Here is a 17,932-nt window from a genome sequence, read left to right as displayed (position 1 = left end):
GTTTGTTGTGTCAGGTCACCGGTTTGAGTGCGATTGTGCGCTGCTTGGCCATGCGTTCCGCGGCTTTCGTGCGATCTTTCACATCACCGGCCAGTTGACCGCAGGCGGCATCGATGTCGTCACCGCGCGTCTTGCGCACCGTGGTCACGATGCCTGCGTCGCTCAGCAGTTTGCCAAAGGCCTGCACCTGCGCATGTGAAGAACGCAAAAGGCCCGACGCGGGGAACGGGTTGAACGGGATCAGGTTGAACTTGCAGCGCACGCCCTCGCCACGTGCGGGCTTCACGAGGGCTATCAGCTGCTGCGCATGCTCGATCTGGTCGTTGACCCCGTCCAGCATGCAGTATTCGAAAGTGATGAAGTCGCGCGGCGCGTGTTCCAGGTAGCGGTTGCACGCCGCCAGCAGCTCTTCGATCGGGTATTTGCGGTTCAGCGGAACCAGGTTGTCACGCAGCGGATCGTTGGGCGCATGCAACGAAACGGCCAGGGCCACGGGGCAGTCCTGGGCCAGGCGGTCGATCATGGGCACCACACCGGAGGTGGACACCGTCACGCGACGGCGCGACAGCCCATAGGCATGGTCGTCCAGCATCACGCGCAGGGCCGGCACCAGGGCCGAATAATTCTGCAGGGGCTCCCCCATGCCCATCATCACCACATTGGAGATGATGCGCTCGTCCTTGCCCAGGCGCTTGCGCAGCGCATGCTCGGCAAACCACAGCTGGGCCACGATCTCACCGGTGGTGAGGTTGCGGCTGAAACCCTGGTGGCCGGTGGAGCAGAAGCGGCATCCCACGGCGCAGCCGGCCTGGGAGGAGACGCACAGCGTGCCGCGGTCGTCCTCGGGGATGAAGACCGCCTCGACCGCATTGCCATCGCCCACGTCGAACAGCCATTTGACGGTGCCGTCCGCCGAGACATGCTCGGTGATGACTGGCAGGGCCTGCACATGCGCGCAGCCCTTGAGCTTGTCGCGCAGGGCCTTGGCCAGATCGCTCATGGCATCGAAATCGTGCGCGCCGCGCTGGTGGATCCAGCGGAACAGCTGGGTCGCGCGAAAGCGCTTCTCACCCAGCTTTTCGCAGAAGGCGGCCAAGCCGTCGAGATCAAACTCGAGCAGGTTGGTCGTGGTGGCGGTGGTCGCCGCTGCCTTGGTGGCAGGGGCAGAAACCAGCGCAGCAGTCGTTTCTATCGTGGTCGTCATAGCGGCGTCCCTTCGGGTAACCGCTCGCAGTCGTCCCCATGGTGTGGCCGCCCCACCGGGGTGGGCTCAAGCATGGGGACCACCATCTCAGCGGGAGTAGATGTTCAGGCCGGGGAAGAAGAAGGCCACTTCCACGGCAGCCGTTTCGGCAGCGTCCGAGCCGTGCACGGCGTTGGCGTCGATGCTGTCGGCGAAGTCGGCGCGGATGGTGCCGGCGTCAGCCTTCTTGGGGTCGGTGGCGCCCATCAGTTCGCGGTTCTTCAGGATGGCGTTCTCGCCTTCCAGGGCCTGGATCATCACGGGGCCGGAGATCATGAAGTCCACCAGGTCCTTGAAGAAAGGACGGGCCTTGTGCACGCCGTAGAACTGCTCGGCTTCCAGGCGCGACAGGTGCACCATGCGGGCAGCCACGACCTTCAGGCCGGCGGCTTCGAAACGGGCGTAGATCTGGCCGATCACGTTCTTGGCCACTGCGTCAGGCTTGATGATGGAGAGGGTGCGTTCGATTGCCATGGTGATTTCCTGATTGGATTGATATAAACGATGCGGATTCTTTTGCCCACCGGACAAAACCCTCGATTCTAACCGTGCGAGGGTAGCCCTTGTAAATCAACGGCCTCGGCCACCCCGGCGCGAGCCTCCACTGCCGCCGCCCGGGCCGCGCTGGGCCTGGCGATGGCGCGACAGGCTGTCGGAGCCGATATAGCCCACCGAGGTCTTCATCGGATCGGGCTGGGCCGAGCCGCGCGGGCGGTCGTCCCCATTGCCGTTGCCACGGCCGCCCCCACCGCCATCGCGGCGGGGCTTCTGGCCACGCGGACCATTGCCAAAGGCATTGGCACCCGGGGGCTGGTCGCGGCGGCTGCCGTCGCCGCGCGGGCCGCCACGGCCGCGGTTGTTGCCGCGCTGCTTGCCCTGGCCTTGACCACCACCTTCGCCGGCAGCACCTTCGGGGCGACCCTGGCCAGGCTCACGGCCACCGCCTGCGGCCTGCACCAGCGCACGGATGTCGCCTTCGTCGAGCTCCAGCCAGGCGCCGCGCTTGAGGCCGCGTGGCAGCACCATGGCGCCATAGCGGATGCGGATCAGGCGGCTCACCGCGTGGCCCACCGACTCCAGCATGCGGCGCACCTCGCGGTTGCGGCCTTCGGAGATGGTGACACGGTACCAGCAGTTGGCGCCCTCGCCGCCGCCATCCTCGATGGAGCCGAAGGCGGCCATGCCGTCGTCCAGGCGCACGCCTTCGATCAGCTTTTGCTTCTCTTCGTTGCTCAGGGCGCCGAGCACGCGCACGGCGTACTCGCGCTCCAGGCCGAAGCGCGGGTGCATGAGCTTGTTGGCCAGCTCGCCCGAGCTGGTGAACAGCAGCAGGCCTTCGGTGTTCAGGTCCAGCCGGCCCACGGACTGCCACTTGCCCTGGGGCAGGCGCGGCAGCTTGCGGAACACGGTGGGGCGGTTTTGCGGGTCGTCGTGCGAGACCACCTCGCCCACGGGCTTGTGGTAGGCGATCACGCGCGCAGGCGGCGGGTCGATGCGGAAGCGAATGGGCTTGCCATTGACCTTGATCTGGTCGCCGAACTGGATGCGCTGGCCGATGTGGGCCGGCTCGCCGTTGACCGAGATACGCCCTTCCAGAATGAGCTGCTCCATCTCTAGGCGCGAGCCCAGGCCGGCCTGGGCCAGCACCTTGTGCAGCTTGGGGGTTTCCACCTGGGGCAGCAGCACGCGCTTGAGGGGCACCGCCTCGTCGGACTCCTCGTCCGCATCGAACTGGCCGGACACCACGTCCTCGAACTGGTAGCCTGGCACGCCGCCGCGCTGCGGCTTGCCGCCCTTGTTGCCCTGGTGGCCACCCTTGCCGCCAGCGTCCCGGGCGCCTTCCCGCCCGGCGCCCTTGTTGCGGTCCCGCCCGTCCCTGCGTGCCTGGGCCTCGCGTGGCCCGCCCGGCTCCTCGCCGCTGGCAGCCTCTGCCGCCGCGGGGATCTCGGCCGCCGCCGCATCGCCATAGATGCGCGCACCAGGCGCACGGTCGACCAGCACCGCCGGTGCCGTCTGCACCGCAGGCTCCGGCGCCACCACGACAGCCTCGGCCGCCGCCTCTTGCACCGCGACAGGTGCAGCCAGGGGCAATTCGTCCTGCACCGTCAGCTGGGGGGCCGGCACCTGGGGCACCGCATCGGCCACCGGCTCGACCGCCTCGGCCACCGCCTTGGGTTGGCGCGGCTTGCGGGGCTTCTTCACCGCAGCAGGCGGCTCCTCGGCAGGCGGCAGTGCCGCCTCGACCGGGGCCACGGCATTGGCAGCGTCATCGGCCGCAGCAGGCACCGCCTTCTTGCGCGGAGCGCGGCGTGGCTTGGCAGGGGGGGTGGCAGCCTCGGCACCGAGGGTGGCGGGGTCGGGGGTCGTCGAATCGTCGTTCATGAAAGCTTTCCCTGGACGCCCTGTGGGGCATCGTCATCATCGTCGCGGGGCGCATCCTCGCCCCGCTCCGTCTCGTTCAAATTGTCGGCACCCGAAGCAGTGCTTTCCTCGGCCGCCGCGTCGCCAGCCACCAGATGGCTGTCGGGGTCGAGCCGTACCGGCTCCTGCGGTTGCGCAGCCCCCCCATCCGCAGCCCCCTCCGCAGCATCGTCCGGCAGCAAGACCTCGGCCGCCTCCAACGCCCACGCGGCAGCGGCTGCCACCAGCCCATCGTCATCATCGTCGTCGCCGTGGTCATCGGCATCCCCATCCGGCGCCGCCGCCTCCTCCTCCTCCAGACCGGCGAGGGTCTGCTGAACAGGCTCGGGCTCGGCCGCAGTCTCGGCCTCGGCCACAGCGGCGACATCGGCCGGCTCGCCAACGGCTGGCGTCGGGGCATCAGCCCCCGTGGGCTGCTCCGCATCCTCCGCGGCGCCCTCTTCCTCGATCACTCCCTGCCCCTGCGCGGCGGCCGCCATGGCCTCCAGCACATTGGCATGGCCCGAGGCATCCTCCAGCATGGGCAACTGGTCCAGCGAGGCCAGGCCCAGGTCGTCGAGGAATTGGCGCGTGGTGGCAAACAGCGAAGGCCGGCCCACCGTCTCGCGGTGGCCGATCACCTCGACCCAGCCGCGGTCTTCGAGCTGCTTGATGATCAGGCTGTTGACCGTCACCCCGCGGATGTCCTCGATGTCGCCGCGCGTCACCGGCTGGCGGTAGGCGATGATGGCCAGCGTCTCCATCGTGGCACGGGTGTACTTGGGCGGCTTCTCGGGGTGCAGCCGGTCCAGGTACTCGCGCATCTCGGGCCGGCTCTGCAGGCGCCAGCCCGTGGCCACCTGCACCAGTTCCACCCCCTTGTGGGCCCAGTCGCGCTGCAGGTCGAGCAGCAGCAGCTTGAGCGTGTCCGAACCCAGGGCGTCATTGAACAGCACCCGCATCTCGCGCAGCGGCACAGGCTGCTGCGCGCAGATCAGGGCAGTCTCAAGGACCCGTTTGGCATCCACCGTGTTCATGGTTCAGCGATTCCGGGAAAAAAGCGGCACGTGTCGTGACAGGGGCCGCACCAGCAGCAGGGATTCATTCAATCAAGGGGCGCATACTGCGCGGCCGCTGGCGCGACACTGGGGGCCCGGCGGGATTCCGTCTTCGGGTTCGGGGCGCGGTGCGCGCGCCCGGGGCCGGTCAGGCCTGGAAACACAGATACCTGGGTTTCACTGTGCGCCATTGTAGCGCAGGCCCCAGAAAGACAGTGCATCGACCATGTCCTGGGGCACCGGCGCGTGCAGTTCCAGCGGCTGCCCCGTGACCGGGTGCGCGAACGCCAGGCGAAAAGCATGCAGCGCCTGGCGCTGCAAGGCCCCCACCGGCGTGCCGCCATAGAGCACATCGGCCACCAGCGGGTGGCCGATGGACGCCATGTGCACGCGGATCTGGTGCGTGCGGCCGGTGTGCAGCGTGCACTCCACCCAGCAGCCCTCGTCCGCCCCGTCGAGCAGCCGGAAATCCGTGCGCGCCGGCTTGCCCGCATGGCTGGCCAGGTCCACCACAGCCATGCGCAGCCGGTTGCGCGGGTCGCGGCCGATGGGCCGCTCCACCGTGCGCTGGGCAGCGCCGGCCCAGGGCTTGTGGGCCAGGGCCACATACTGGCGGCGCACGGTGCGTGCAGCGATCATGGCCACCAGGGCGTCCATGGTGGCGCGCTCGCGCGCCACGACCATCAGGCCGCTGGTGTCCTTGTCCAGCCGGTGCACTATGCCTGCGCGCGGCACCAGCAGCGCCTTGGCATCACGCGCCAGCAGGCCGTTGAGCAGGGTGCCGCTCCAGTTGCCGGGGGCCGGGTGCACCACCAGGCCCGCTGGCTTGTTGATCACCAGCAGGTGCTCGTCCTCGTACACCACGTCAATGTCCATCGCCTCGGGCCGGAAGGCCTGGCTCTGCTGCGTGGGGCGCATCTCCAGGACCAGGCCGTCCCCGGCCTTGACCTTGAGCGAGGGCTTGGTGGCCGGCTGGCCATTGAGCCGCACCAGCCCCTGGGCCAGCAGTTGCTGCAGGTAGCTGCGCGAGAACTCGGGCACCAGGTCGGCCAGCGCCTTGTCCAGGCGGGCGGCATGCTGCGCCGCACCCACCTGCATCTGGCGCACCTCGACCTCGTCGGGCGCACCCGCCTCCTCCCCGGCCCATTCCTCGTCGGGGCCGCCAGGCTGGCCGGGCCCGGAGGCTGGGGCAGGCGCCACCACGGCGCTCAACGCGCCGACAGGTAGCGCGCGGGATCCACCGGCTTGCCGTTGCGGCGGATCTCGAAATGCAGCTTCACACGGTCGGCATCGGTGCTGCCCATCTCGGCGATCTTCTGGCCCTTGCGCACGGACTGGTCTTCCTTGACCAGCAGCGTCTGGTTGTGCGCATAGGCCGTGAGGAAGGTGTTGTTGTGCTTCAAGATCACCAGGTTGCCGTAGCCGCGCAGGCCGGCACCGGAATAGACCACGCGGCCGTCCGCGGCCGCCAGCACCGCATCGCCGGCCTTGCCGGAAATGTCGTAACCCTTGTTGCGGGCTTCGTCAAAGCCGGCCAGCAGCGAACCCGAGGCGGGCCAGATGAAGTTCAGCTCGTCCTCCCCCGCGCTCGGCGCTGGCGCTGCGGCCACCGCGGGCGCGGGCGTGGCCGGCTTGGCACCGCTGGCGCCGGAGGCGGGTGGCAGCGGGGTGGCCGTCGGTGTCGACGGTGTGATGGTCGTGGAGGTCACCGGGCGCGTGACCACGCCGGTGTCGGCCGCGATCACGGGGGGCGGGGTCGCGCCGGGAGCGATGACGCGCAGCACCTGGCCCACCTCGATCAGGTTGGCGTTCTCCAGGTTGTTCCAGCGGGCGATGTCCTTCCAGGCCTGGCCGTTTTCCAGGCCGATGCGGATCAGGGTATCGCCAGGCTTGACGGTGTAGTAACCGGGTTTGCCGGCATTCTCTGCACCGGGCAGGGGTTTGACGGGCGCGGCCACCACGCCAGGCTGCGCGCCGGAGGGCGGCAGCGTGTTGTTGGCGTACGTGCCCCGGTCTTCCACAGGCGCCTTGGTCATCCGGGTTCCACAGCCCACCAACAGCAACGCCACGGTAAACCCTGCAACAAGACCACGCGATACCAACATAAGCAATTTCCCTTCAGGCAATCCCCGATTTTAGAGGGACAAAGTGAACCGGCTCGAGCACGCTTTGTTTCAACCCGTGTGGGGTCTTGTCAATCACCAGCAGCACCTGCTGGCCGCCGGTGAGCGCCATGGGCGCCACCAGCCGCCCGCCCACCGCCAGTTGGTCGCACCACTCCTGCGGCACGGCCTCACCGCCGGCCGCGGCAATGATGGCCGCATAGGGCGCGCCCTTGGCATAGCCCAGCATGCCGTCGCCCAGCATCAGGTGCACATTGGCCAGGCGAAACGGGCGCAGATTGTCGCGCGCCTTGTCGTGCAGCCCGCGCAGGCGCTCGATGGTGTAGACCTCGCGCGCCAGTTGGCCCAGCACGGCGGCCTGGTAGCCGCAGCCGGTGCCGATCTCCAGCACCCGGGCGAGGCCGCCGCCCGTGCGGGCGCTCTCGGCGGACAGCAGCAACTCGCACATGCGCGCCACCACGCTGGGCTTGGAAATCGTCTGCCCCAGGCCGATGGGCAGGCTGGTGTCTTCATAGGCCTGGTTGACCAGGCCGCTGTCCACGAAGCGGTGGCGCTCCACCGTCGCCATGGCCTGCAGCACGGCGGGCGAGGTGATGCCCCCGGCCGCGAGTTTCTGCACCATGCGGTTGCGCACGGCCGCCGAGTCGAGCCCCACGCCCACGGCCGTGGCCGCGGGCACCCAGGGGCCGGCCCCGCCCCCCGCACCCCGGGGGGTGCTCGACCCTGTGCCGCCCGCGCCAGCCCCCGCGGGGCGCGGCGCGGGCGCCCCGCTCCCCGGAAGCCTGGCGGGAAAGCCCGGACGTCGCTGCATCACATGCCCGCCGCGAGCTTCGAGGCGGTCTGCGCCCAGTAGCCCAGGTTGTCGTGGTCGGTCAGGTCCACCTTGAGGGGGGTGATGGCCACATGCCCCTGCGCCGTGGCGTGGAAATCCGTGCCCTCGGCATCGTCCTTGGCCGCGCCCGCGTTGCCGATCCAGTACATGGCCTCGCCGCGCGGGCTTTCCTGCACGATCACGCGCTCGGCCGCATGCCGGCGCCCCAGGCGGCACAGCCGGATGGGCTTGAGCGCCGCCAGCGGCATGTTGGGGATGTTCACGTTGAGCAGCCAGGGGGTCTCGCCCACCAGGTTCTGCTGGCGCATCTGCTCCACGATCTCGCGCGCCTTGGCCGCCGCCGCCTCGATCTCGCCCCAGCCCTTGTCGACCTGCGAGAACGCGATCGCCGGCACGCCGAACAGGTAGCCCTCCATGGCGGCCCCCACGGTGCCTGAGTAGATGGTGTCATCGCCCATGTTGGCGCCATTGTTGATGCCCGAGACCACCAGGTCGGGCCGGTAGCCCAGCAGCCCTGTGAGCGCGATGTGCACGCAGTCGGCCGGCGTACCGTTCACATAGCGAAAACCGTTGGCCGCCTGGTGCACGGACAGGGGCGAATGCAGGGTCAGCGCGTTCGATTTGGCGCTGTTGTTGTGCTCGGGCGCGACCACTTCCACCTCCACGCCGGGCAAGGTCTTGAGTGCGCCGTGCAGCGCCACGATGCCGGGGGCCTGGAAGCCGTCGTCGTTGGATATCAGGATCTTCATGGAACAGGGATGGTTTGCCCCGGATTGTAGGACGCGGTCGGTGACAGGCCTTCCGGTCGCTCGGGGGACATCACCCATGCAAAAGGCGCGCCTATCATGCGGCGCATCACTGACTGGAGACTTTTCCCATGCACGCTTGGCTCTGCACCAACCCCACCGGCGTCGAGGCCCTGGCCTGGACCGAACTGCCCACGCCCACGCCCAAGGCGGGGGAGGTGCTGATCGAGATCAAGGCCGCCAGCCTGAACTTCCCCGACCTGCTGATCGTGCAGAACAAGTACCAGATGAAGCCGCCGCTGCCCTTCGTGCCCGGTTCGGAGTACGCCGGGGTGGTGCAGGCCGTGGGCGAAGGCGTGACCCACCTGAAGGTGGGGCAGAGCGTGGCCTGCCTGTCGGGCACCGGGGGCTTCGGCACCCATACGATCGCGCCGGCGGCGCTGTGCATGCCGCTGCCGCCCGGCTTTGCGCATGTGGACGCGGCCGCCTTCATCATGATCTACGCCACCTCCTACCACGCGCTGGTGGACCGCGCGCAGCTCAAGGCCGGTGAGACGGTGCTGGTGCTGGGCGCAGCCGGCGGCGTGGGCACGGCGGCCATCCAGATCGCCAAGGCCATGGGCGCGCGCGTGATCGCAGCCGCCTCCAGCGACGAGAAATGCGCGCTGTGCACCTCCATCGGGGCCGATGCCACCATCAACTACGGCAAGGAGAATCTGCGCGAGGCCATCAAGGCGCTGACCGACGGCAAGGGCCCCGATGTGATCTACGACCCCGTGGGCGGCGACCTCGCGGAACCGGCCTTCCGCTCCATCGCCTGGCGCGGGCGCTACCTGGTGGTGGGCTTTGCCTCGGGCCCCATCCCGGCCCTGCCGTTCAACCTGGCGCTGCTCAAGGGCGCCTCCATCGTGGGCGTGTTCTGGGGCGATTTCGCCAAGCGCGAGCCCAAGGCCAATGCTGCCATGATGGGCGAACTGGCCCAGTGGTACGCCCAGGGCAGGATCAAGCCCGTGATCGACCGCACCATGCCCATGGCCGAGCTGCCGGCCGCCTACGCCCACATGGGCTCGCGTGGCGTGATGGGCAAGCTAGTCATGGTCAACTGAGGGGCGCCATCAAAAAACAGACGCGGGGCGCCGCGCCTGTCACGGGAAAGCCGGTGCTGTGTCAAACTCGCGGTTCATCGCAGTCCCCGTCACTGGTGCCCGCCCATGGCCGAACGTCCACCCTACGAAATCGCACGCGAAACGCTCAAGCAGCTCTCGACCCGCCGGCTCCCCCCGACGCCCGAGAACTACCTGGCGATCTACGATGAGATTGCGGGGGTGCGCAGCGCCGCCCCGTTCCCCGAGTCCCAGCTCTCCCACATCCTGCGGCTGATTCCCGGCCAGACCCCGGCCCAGAAGCGCCTGCTTGGCCAGTTCGAGAAGGCCATCGCCAACAAGGACTGGAGCGGCCTGCAAAGCGTGCTCGTGGGCTATGCCAACCTGGGCCTGAGCCCGGCCGCCGCCTCGCCGGTGGAGCTCCCGCCCACCGCGCCGGCCGCCACGCTCCCGGAAGACCTGGCCGAACTGCTGGCCCGCCTGATCGACAACACCCTGCCCGCGCTGGGCGAGGACGACCAGCGCGTGCACGGCATGGCTGCGCAGCTCACCACCTTCCTGCGCGAGCCCACGCCCCTGATCTCCACACTGATGCTGATGCTGGGCAACTTCACCTACCGGCTGTCGTTCGCCACGGAAGACCAGGCAGCCATCCGCACCAGCCTGCTGGAGCTGCTGCACATGGTGTTCGAGAACATCGCCGTGCTCAGCGCCGACGACCGCTGGCTGCAGGGCCAGGCCGAGGCGCTGATGACGGCCTCTACCCCGCCGCTCACGCTGCGCCGGCTTGACGACGTGCAACTGCGCCTGAAGGACGTGATCTTCAAGCAGACCGAGGCCAAGGCACGCTCCATGGAGGCGCAGGAGCAGATGAAGGACCTGCTGGCCACCTTCATCGAACGCCTGGCGCAGATCACCGCATCGAGCACCACCTACCAGGGCACCATGGAGCGTTGCGCCGACCTCATCGGCAAGGCCAGCAGCCTGCAGGAGATCGCGCCCGTGCTGGAAGAGGCGATGACCGCCACGCGCAGCATGGCGCTCGACACCAAGCTCACCCACACCGAACTGCAGGACCTGCGCGAACGCACCGAGGCCAAACGCGCCGAGGTCGCCAAGCTGCAGCAGGAGCTCGACCGCGCCAGCGCCCAGGCGCGGCACGACCCGCTGACCGGCAGCCTCAACCGCAAGGGCCTGGACGAGGCCATGGAGCGCGAGATCGCCCGCTCGCGGCGCATGGGTGCGCCGCTGTGCTTTGCGCTGCTGGACATCGACAACTTCAAGCTCATCAACGACCGCCTGGGCCACAGCGTGGGCGACGCGGCCCTGGTGCACCTGGCCCAGGTCACGCGCGAGGTGATGCGCCCGCAGGACCTGCTGGCCCGCTACGGCGGCGAAGAGTTCGTGCTGCTGCTGCCCGACACCACGGTGGACGCCGGCGTGGCCGCCATGACGCGCCTGCAGCGCGAGCTGACCACGCGCTTCTTCCTGCAGGGCAGCGAGAAGATCCTCATCACCTTCAGCGCCGGCGTGGCCCAGTTGCACGACTCGGAGACCAGCTTCGACGCCATCAAGCGCGCCGACCAGAGCATGTACCTCGCCAAGCGCTCCGGAAAGAACCGGGTGATGGCTGCATGAGCCCCCGCCGGTGAATCCCCAGCAGCGCCGCGCCTTCCTGCTGCGGGCGGCCCAGGGCGCGGCCGCCACCACCCTGCCCCGCTGGGCCTGGAGCCAGCCGCAGCGCCAGCAGAGCAACCCGTTCGCCCTGGGCGTGGCCAGCGGCGACCCGGGTGCCGATGGGGTGGTGCTCTGGACGCGCCTGCTGCCCGAGGCCAGCCACGCCCGCCAGCCCCTCACCGTGCACTGGGAGCTGGCGGACGACGAGGGCTTTCGGCGCATCGTGCAGCGCGGCCAGGCCACGGCCCTGCCGGAGCTCGGCCACAGCGTGCATGTGGAGCTCACCGGCCTGGCGCCGGGCCGCTGGTACCACTACCGCTTCATGCACGGCGACGCAGTCAGCGCCACGGGCCACACACGCACGGCCCCCGCCGCCGACGCCCTGCCTGAACGCCTGCGCCTGGCCTTTGCCTCGTGCCAGCGCTGGGAGCATGGCCACTATGCGGCCTGGCGCCATGTGCGTGCGGATGAGCCCGACCTGGTGCTGTTTCTCGGCGACTACATCTACGAGTACGCCAGCCCCAAGGACAGCTCGGGCCTGGCGCGCGTGCACAGCCTGCGCCTGGCCACCACGCTGGCCGACTACCGCGACCGCTATGCCCTGCACAAGAGCGACCCGGCCCTGCAGGCCGCCCATGCCGCCTGCCCCTGGATGGTGACCTGGGACGACCACGAGGTGCAGAACGACTATGCCGGCGATGCCGGCAAGGGCGACCCGGCCGGCTTTCTGGCCCAGCGCAGCGCGGCCTGGCAGGCCTTCTACGAAAACATGCCCCTGCGGGCTGCCAGCCTGGTGCAGCGCGACTTTTCGGCGCTGCAGGTCTACCGCCGCCTCGCCTGGGGCCGCCTGGCGCATCTGCACCTGCTGGACGCGCGCCAGTACCGCAGCCTGCAGGCCTGCCGCACGGCGGCCAGCAGCGCAGGCGCCGTGCGCCCCAAGGACTGCGCCGAGCTGGCCGAACCGGCGCGCAGCTTCCTGGGCATGGCCCAGGAGCAATGGCTGGACGCCGGCCTGGCGGCCGATGCCCGCGACGGGCGCACGCGCTGGAGCGTGGTCGCGCAGCAGACCCTGTTCTCGCCGCGCCACTACCCCTCGGGCGTGGTCTCCACCGACAGCTGGGACGGCTATCCGGGCGCCCGCGCGCGCCTGCTGCAGACCGTTGCCCAGCATGCGCCGCGCAACACGGTGCTGCTGGGGGGCGACATCCACCAGAACTATGTGTGCCGGGTGCTGGCCGATGCGGCACGGCCCGAGTCCGCCGTGGTCGCCAGCGAGTTCTGCGGCACCTCGATCAGCTCGCGCTCGGGCACCACGCAGGACAAGGTCGACGCGGTCGTGCGCCACAGCCCCCATGTGCTGCTGGCGCGCTGCGAGCAGCGCGGCTATGGCCTGGCCGACATCACCCCCGCGCGCTGGACCACCACCCTGCGCGTGCTGGACGACCCGCTGCGCGAGGACAGCGGGGCCAGCACGCTGGCGCGCTTCGTGGTCGAAGACCGGCGCCCCGGGCCGGTGGCGGCCTGATGGGCCCATCCCGCGCAATACCCCTTCGACGGCTTGTAGCATCCTGTAAATAAAGCGCCCCGCCGCAGGGTGCGGGCCTTACCATGGCCTGTATTCCTTCCAGCCCCTTGGAGAACGAGCGATGCGCAAGACCCCCACCCTGACCTTGCTGGCCGTGGCCGCCCTGCTGGCCGGCTGCGCCAGCAGCCCCCGCTTCGAGTACACCGTGCCCGCGCAGCCCGAGGGCTCCTCGGGCTACACCGAAAAGCCCGGCTGGGCCACCGAGAGGTTTGCCGTGGCGGCCGCCAACCCGCTGGCCACCGATGCGGGCTACCAGATTCTCAAGGCCGGCGGCTCGGCCCTGGATGCGGCGATTGCCGTGCAGATGGTGCTCACGCTGGTCGAGCCGCAATCGAGCGGCATCGGTGGCGGCGCCTTCCTGCTGCACAGCGCCGGCACCAAGGTGGAGGCCTATGACGGCCGCGAGACGGCCCCTGCAGCCGCCGACGAAAAGCTGTTCCTCGGCCCGGACGGCAAGCCCGTGCCTTTCCATGACGGGGTCGTGGGCGGCCGCTCGGTCGGCGTGCCCGGCACGGTGCGCATGCTCGAGATGGCGCACAAGGAGCACGGCAAGCTGCCCTGGGCCACGCTGTTCCAGCCGGCCATCACCCTGGCCGAGGGCGGCTTCAAGGTCAGCGCACGCCTGAACACCCTGGCGGCGGCCGACGCCCACCTCAAGAAGGACCCGGTGGCGGCAGCCTACTTCTACAAGCCCGATGGCGATGCGCGCGACGTAGGCTTCAACCTGCGCAACCCCGAACTGGGTGCCGTGCTGCGCCGCATCGCCGCCGAGGGCAGCAAGGCCCTGCACGAAGGCGAGATCGCCCAGGCCATCGTGGACAAGGTGCAAAAGCACCCCACCAACCCCGGCAAGCTCAGCATGGCCGACCTGGCCGGCTACCAGCCCAAAAAGCGCGAAGCCCTGTGCCACGACTACCAGGTGGCCAGCAAGAATTACCGCATGTGCGGCTTTCCACCGCCGAGCTCGGGCGCGATTGCCATCGCGCAGATCCTGGGCATCCTGAAGAACACCGACGCAGCGTCCATGCCGCTGGAAAACGGCCTGCCCACGGCCGACTGGCTGCACCTGTACACCGATGCCGCGCGCCTGGCGTTCGCCGACCGCGCCCAGTACGTGGCCGACCCCGACTTCGTGCAGCCGCCTGCAGGCAGCTGGGCTAGCCTGATCGCCCCGGCCTACCTGGCCGAGCGCGCCAAGCTCATCGGCACGCAGAGCCTCAAGCTCGCCCAGCCCGGCAAGCCCGGCGCCGTGGCCACGAGCTACGCCCCCATGCCCGACCAGCCCGAGTACGGCACCAGCCACATCAGCATCGTCGATGCCTCGGGCAATGCGGTGGCCATGACCACCACCATCGAAGACCAGTTCGGCGCGCGCCAGATGGTCAAGGGCTTTTTGCTCAACAACGAGCTCACCGACTTCAGCTTCGCCCCGGCCGATGCCCAAGGCCAGCCGATTGCCAACCGCGTGCAGCCGGGCAAGCGCCCGCGCTCGTCGATGTCGCCCACGCTGGTGTTCGACAAGGCCACGGGCGAGCTGCTGATGAGCGGCGGCAGCCCGGGGGGTGCGGCCATCATCCACTACACGGCCAAGACGCTGTACGGCGTGTTCAACTGGGGCTTGATGCCACAGCAGGCGATCAACCTGCCCAATTTCGGTTCGATGAACGGACCCTCGCTGCTGGAGGAAAAGCGTTTCCCCCCGCTCACGGTGGAGACCTTGCGCGCGCGCGGGGCGGAGGTGCGGGAGATGAACATGACCAGCGGCTTGCAGGCCATCACGCGCGGGAATGCGCATGGGAAGAAGATGTGGTTTGGGGGGGCGGATCCGAGGCGTGAGGGTGTTGTGATGGGGGACTGATCTGGTTCGTTGGTCCTTTTTTGGAAGCACGCGATTTGCCTGGATGAAGGGCGGGGGCCGGGATGTGCGCCCGGCGGCGCACCTACTTTCTTTTTGCGCAAAAAGAAAGTAGGCAAAGAAACAGCGCCCCGCAGTCTGCGTCCCTTCGCTTCGCTGCGGGCAACCTGCGATGCTCGGTCCTGGGGTGGTGCCGATGAACTCGCTGCGTTCTTCGAACTCCGCTCAAACAGCATCGGCAAGCCAGACCACGAAGTGCATGTGTCCTTCGGCACATGCACCCACCCCAGCTCCTGCGCTTCTCGGCGCAGCCAGATGGGGTGGGAGCGGGGTCAAAGGCGGCTGCTGCTTTCGCAGCTGCGCCGGGTGTCGGTTCGCGCTGCGCGCTGCCGACACGCGGCACAACCGCCCTGCCCAGGCCAAGCGCAGCGAGGCAGATCGGGCCGAGCGAAGCAATGGCCCGTGTCGGTATCCACCCCCTTCTGACCGTGCCGAGAAGCGCAGGGCCTGGGGTGAGCGCGTGCCGAAGGACACGCGCATCGTTGTCATGCTTGCCGCAGCTGTCTGAGCGGAGTTCGAAGAACGCAGCGAGTTCTGCGGCACACCCCAGGACCGAGCATCGCAGGCTGCCCCCTCGCCCCCGGGCGAGGGGGACACGGGCAGCGGGGTCGCCTTTCTTTTGGGTACTTTTCTTTGGCGAAGCAAAGAACAAGTACCTCGGCCGCCGGGCCGAGACCCGGCTCCCGCCCTCAGCAGAGGCATGCTGTCAAAACAGCCACGCCGGGCGCAGCACATACCGGATCCCGCCCTCAACTAAAGCATGCAGTTCAAAACAGACCGCACACGCATGCAGGGAAATTACTGCTCCGCAATCACATCCACAAAAACCAGCGGCTCCGTACCCGTGTTCGTCAGCCCGTGCGACTCGTTCTTGCGCACAATGGTCACGTCCCCAGCCTTCACCGGCACGTCCTTCCCATCCTTGTCCTTGAAGGTGCCGCGCCCCGAAATGATGATGTAGGTATCTTCATTGGTCGTGTGCTTGTGGTAGCCGATGGAATCGCCGGGCTTCAAGGTCAGCCAGCTGATTTCCTTGATGGCCTGGTCCTTCAGGGCCTTGTCGCGCGTGAAGGCGTATTCACCGATCAGGGTGCCCTTGCCGCCCCCAGCGGCCTCCTTGTTGACCTTGATGAGTTCTTCCTTGGTGAACACATCGGCCAGGGCGGGCGTGGCTGCAAGGGAAAGGACCAGGGCTGCGCCTGCTGCTGCAGCCGATGCAAAGATTGCGTTCTTCATAAGTCTCCAGTGTTGTTGTCACGGCCATGCCTGTTGCATGCCGCTGGAGATATTAGGGCCTTGTGCCGCGTGTGCGTGCAGGCCGTCAGGAATCTGAAGGCAGCCCGTCCGCCCTCTTGCTCATCACAGCACTTTCGGCAGCGCCGAGGCCAGCATCGCCACGCCCGACAGCGTGAGCATGCCCAGCACGATCTGGCGAAAGCGCGCCTCGCTGATGCCATGGTACAGCCGCGCACCCAGCAGCACAGGCACCAGCATGACCGGCAGCGCCACGGCCAGGTAGGGCAGCATGGGCGCGGTGACCATGCCCGTGGCCAGGTACGCCGCCATGGTCACGAGCAGCATGGCCAGGTTGAAGTTCTGGATCACGGCGCGCTGGGCGTCCTTGTCCCAGCCGCGCAGCGTGCACCACAGCGTGGGCAGCACGCCGGTGAAGCCGCCGATGCCGCCCATCACCCCGCCCGCCATGCCCACCACCGCATCGGCCAGCCGGCCGCCGCGCGTGAGGCGCGGCAGCTGTTTGGCCAGCAGCATGGCCGGGCACCACAGCACGAGCAGCGTACCGAGCACGAGCTTGAAGGCCTCCATGTCCAGCCGCGGCAGCAGCGCCACGCCGATGGGAATGCCGGCGAGGCCGCCCAGCACGAAGGGCAGCAGCCGTACCTTGTCGAAGCCCCGGCGCACCGAGAACGCCGCGAGCACCTGGCCCGTGAGCGAGCCCGCGACCACCAGCACCGCGGCCAGGCGCGGCTCCAGCGTCCAGGCCCAGAGCGACATGGCCGTCAGGCCGAAGCCAAAGCCCGACAGGCCCTGCACAAAGCCTGCCGCCGCCGCACCCAGCGCCACGATCACGAACACCGACGAATCCATTGCCTGCCCCTGCTGTTGTTGCTGTTGTGGTTGCTGCTGCCTGGCATCCGCCCCGTACGGCGCCCGCATGCAGGAATCGATTGTGGCCGTCTCATATAAGCAAACCATCAGCAATTACTATTCATCCATGCGATTTTTTGCATAGCCTTTCGAGACCCCCATGCCACCCCACGACATCGACGCCGCGCAGGCGATGCAGGCCCGCCTGGCCTCGCGCCTGAAAATGCGCCATCTGGTGCTGCTGCAGCAGATCGAGGCCCACGGCACGCTCACCCGCGTGGCGCACCACATGGCCACCAGCCAGCCGGCCATCACGCATGCGCTGGCCGAGGTCGAGTCGATATTCGGTGCGCCGCTGTTCGAGCGCCAGCCGCGCGGCATGGTGCCCACGGCCCTGGGCCACCTGGCGCTCGCGCGTGCACGCACCATGCTGCAGGACCTCAGCCACTGGGCACTCGATGTGGAAGCCGCCAGCGTGGGCCGCGCCGCGCACCTGCAGATCGGCGTGATCCCCTTCGTGCCCGGCCGCCTGCTGGCTGCCGCCATCGGCCAGACCCGGCCACGCGGGCTGCGCGCCACGGTCAGCATCCACGAGGGCACCAGCGACCACCTGCTGCAACGCCTGCGTGCGCACGAGCTCGATTGCGTGGTCGGCCGCGCCTCGGCCGTGCTCGACATGCAGGGGCTGGTGCACGAAGTGCTCTACCACCAGGAGCCCCGGCTCATCGCCCACCGCCGGCTCTCGGCACGGCTGGCGCGGCGCCCGCTGTCCTGGCCCGAGCTGGCCGAACTCGACTGGGTGCTGGGAGCCCGCCAGACGCCCATGCGCGAGCAGATCACCGACTTTTTTCTGCGCGCGGGCGTGGCCCCGCCGCAGGCCTATGTGGAAAGCCTGTCGTCCAAGATCATCGGCGAGCTGATCGCGGCCAGCGAGCGCGCCGTGTCCATCGTGCCGGCCGACATCGCACAGGAACTGGTGCGCATTGCCGGCGTGGCCATCGTGCCGCACCGCTTTGGCTGGACGCTGCCGCCCATCACCCTGTTCCAGCGCTCCGAAGGGGCGCAGTACGCCGAGGTGGCGCTGCTGGCGCAGGCCCTGCGCGACGCAGCCGCGGGGTTCGCAGCAGAGGCGGCATGAGTTCCA

The 17,932-nt window shown here is 68.8% G+C and carries 15 protein-coding genes; 5 read left to right on the top strand and 10 right to left on the bottom strand.

Going from position 1 to position 17,932, the window contains the following annotated elements:
• Window positions 1–10: 10 nt before the first annotated feature.
• The 8 genes from rlmN to surE form a co-directional block, all read right to left on the bottom strand.
• Window positions 11–1,204, bottom strand: coding sequence for a dual-specificity RNA methyltransferase RlmN (gene rlmN, locus AC3WOH_RS30320; protein ID WP_492233023.1), 1,194 nt, complete (start codon window positions 1,202–1,204; stop codon window positions 11–13).
• Between the two features lie 87 nt (window positions 1,205–1,291).
• Window positions 1,292–1,717 carry a nucleoside-diphosphate kinase gene (ndk, locus tag AC3WOH_RS30315; protein WP_184865985.1) on the bottom strand — a complete coding sequence of 142 codons (426 nt, stop codon included), beginning with the start codon at window positions 1,715–1,717 and terminating at the stop codon, window positions 1,292–1,294.
• Window positions 1,718–1,813: 96 nt separating this feature from the next.
• Window positions 1,814–3,625, bottom strand: coding sequence for a pseudouridine synthase (locus AC3WOH_RS30310; protein ID WP_492233022.1), 1,812 nt, complete (start codon window positions 3,623–3,625; stop codon window positions 1,814–1,816).
• On the bottom strand, window positions 3,622–4,680 hold the full coding sequence (gene scpB, locus AC3WOH_RS30305) for an SMC-Scp complex subunit ScpB (RefSeq protein ID WP_492233021.1): 1,059 nt from the start codon (window positions 4,678–4,680) through the stop codon (window positions 3,622–3,624). Before scpB ends, AC3WOH_RS30310 begins: the two co-directional genes overlap by 4 nt.
• Window positions 4,681–4,878: 198 nt before the next feature.
• On the bottom strand, window positions 4,879–5,901 hold the full coding sequence (locus AC3WOH_RS30300; protein ID WP_492233020.1) for an RluA family pseudouridine synthase: 1,023 nt from the start codon (window positions 5,899–5,901) through the stop codon (window positions 4,879–4,881).
• Window positions 5,902–5,909: 8 nt separating this feature from the next.
• Window positions 5,910–6,806 (bottom strand): peptidoglycan DD-metalloendopeptidase family protein, encoded by an 897-nt coding sequence (locus AC3WOH_RS30295; RefSeq protein WP_492233019.1) that lies wholly within the window; start codon window positions 6,804–6,806, stop codon window positions 5,910–5,912.
• A 13-nt stretch (window positions 6,807–6,819) separates the two neighbouring features.
• Window positions 6,820–7,635, bottom strand: a complete 816-nt coding sequence (locus AC3WOH_RS30290; protein ID WP_492233018.1) for a protein-L-isoaspartate(D-aspartate) O-methyltransferase — start codon at window positions 7,633–7,635, stop codon at window positions 6,820–6,822.
• Window positions 7,635–8,405: a 5'/3'-nucleotidase SurE gene (gene surE, locus AC3WOH_RS30285; RefSeq protein ID WP_492233017.1), complete on the bottom strand. Its 771-nt coding sequence runs from the start codon at window positions 8,403–8,405 to the stop codon at window positions 7,635–7,637. The genes AC3WOH_RS30290 and surE overlap by 1 nt, the downstream gene beginning before the upstream one ends.
• Window positions 8,406–8,533: 128 nt before the next feature.
• Between surE and AC3WOH_RS30280 the strand changes: the two genes are divergently transcribed.
• The 4 genes from AC3WOH_RS30280 to AC3WOH_RS30265 all read left to right on the top strand — a co-directional run bounded on the left by AC3WOH_RS30280 (window position 8,534) and on the right by AC3WOH_RS30265 (window position 14,625).
• Entirely contained in the window at window positions 8,534–9,508 is a 975-nt protein-coding gene (locus AC3WOH_RS30280) for an NADPH:quinone oxidoreductase family protein (RefSeq protein WP_492233016.1), read from the top strand.
• Window positions 9,509–9,613: 105 nt separating this feature from the next.
• Complete coding sequence (locus AC3WOH_RS30275; RefSeq protein WP_492233015.1) at window positions 9,614–11,143, top strand: GGDEF domain-containing protein; 1,530 nt, start codon at window positions 9,614–9,616, stop codon at window positions 11,141–11,143.
• 10 nt (window positions 11,144–11,153) lie between these two features.
• A complete protein-coding gene (locus AC3WOH_RS30270) occupies window positions 11,154–12,707 on the top strand; it encodes an alkaline phosphatase D family protein (RefSeq protein ID WP_492233014.1) in 1,554 nt (517 codons plus the stop codon).
• Between the two features lie 121 nt (window positions 12,708–12,828).
• Window positions 12,829–14,625 carry a gamma-glutamyltransferase family protein gene (locus tag AC3WOH_RS30265; protein WP_492233013.1) on the top strand — a complete coding sequence of 599 codons (1,797 nt, stop codon included), beginning with the start codon at window positions 12,829–12,831 and terminating at the stop codon, window positions 14,623–14,625.
• Between the two features lie 855 nt (window positions 14,626–15,480).
• Here the strand turns inward: AC3WOH_RS30265 and AC3WOH_RS30260 are convergent.
• Both AC3WOH_RS30260 and AC3WOH_RS30255 read right to left on the bottom strand, forming a co-directional pair.
• Window positions 15,481–15,918, bottom strand: coding sequence for a cupin domain-containing protein (locus AC3WOH_RS30260; protein ID WP_492233011.1), 438 nt, complete (start codon window positions 15,916–15,918; stop codon window positions 15,481–15,483).
• Between the two features lie 123 nt (window positions 15,919–16,041).
• A complete protein-coding gene (locus tag AC3WOH_RS30255) occupies window positions 16,042–16,788 on the bottom strand; it encodes a sulfite exporter TauE/SafE family protein (protein WP_492233010.1) in 747 nt (248 codons plus the stop codon).
• 160 nt (window positions 16,789–16,948) lie between these two features.
• Between AC3WOH_RS30255 and AC3WOH_RS30250 the strand changes: the two genes are divergently transcribed.
• Window positions 16,949–17,926 (top strand): LysR substrate-binding domain-containing protein, encoded by a 978-nt coding sequence (locus AC3WOH_RS30250; RefSeq protein ID WP_492233009.1) that lies wholly within the window; start codon window positions 16,949–16,951, stop codon window positions 17,924–17,926.
• Window positions 17,927–17,932: the final 6 nt, after the last annotated feature.

The sequence above is a fragment of the Acidovorax sp. FW305-C-20-28 genome, assembly GCF_058783375.1.
This window is presented reverse-complemented; position numbering and strand designations above follow the sequence as displayed.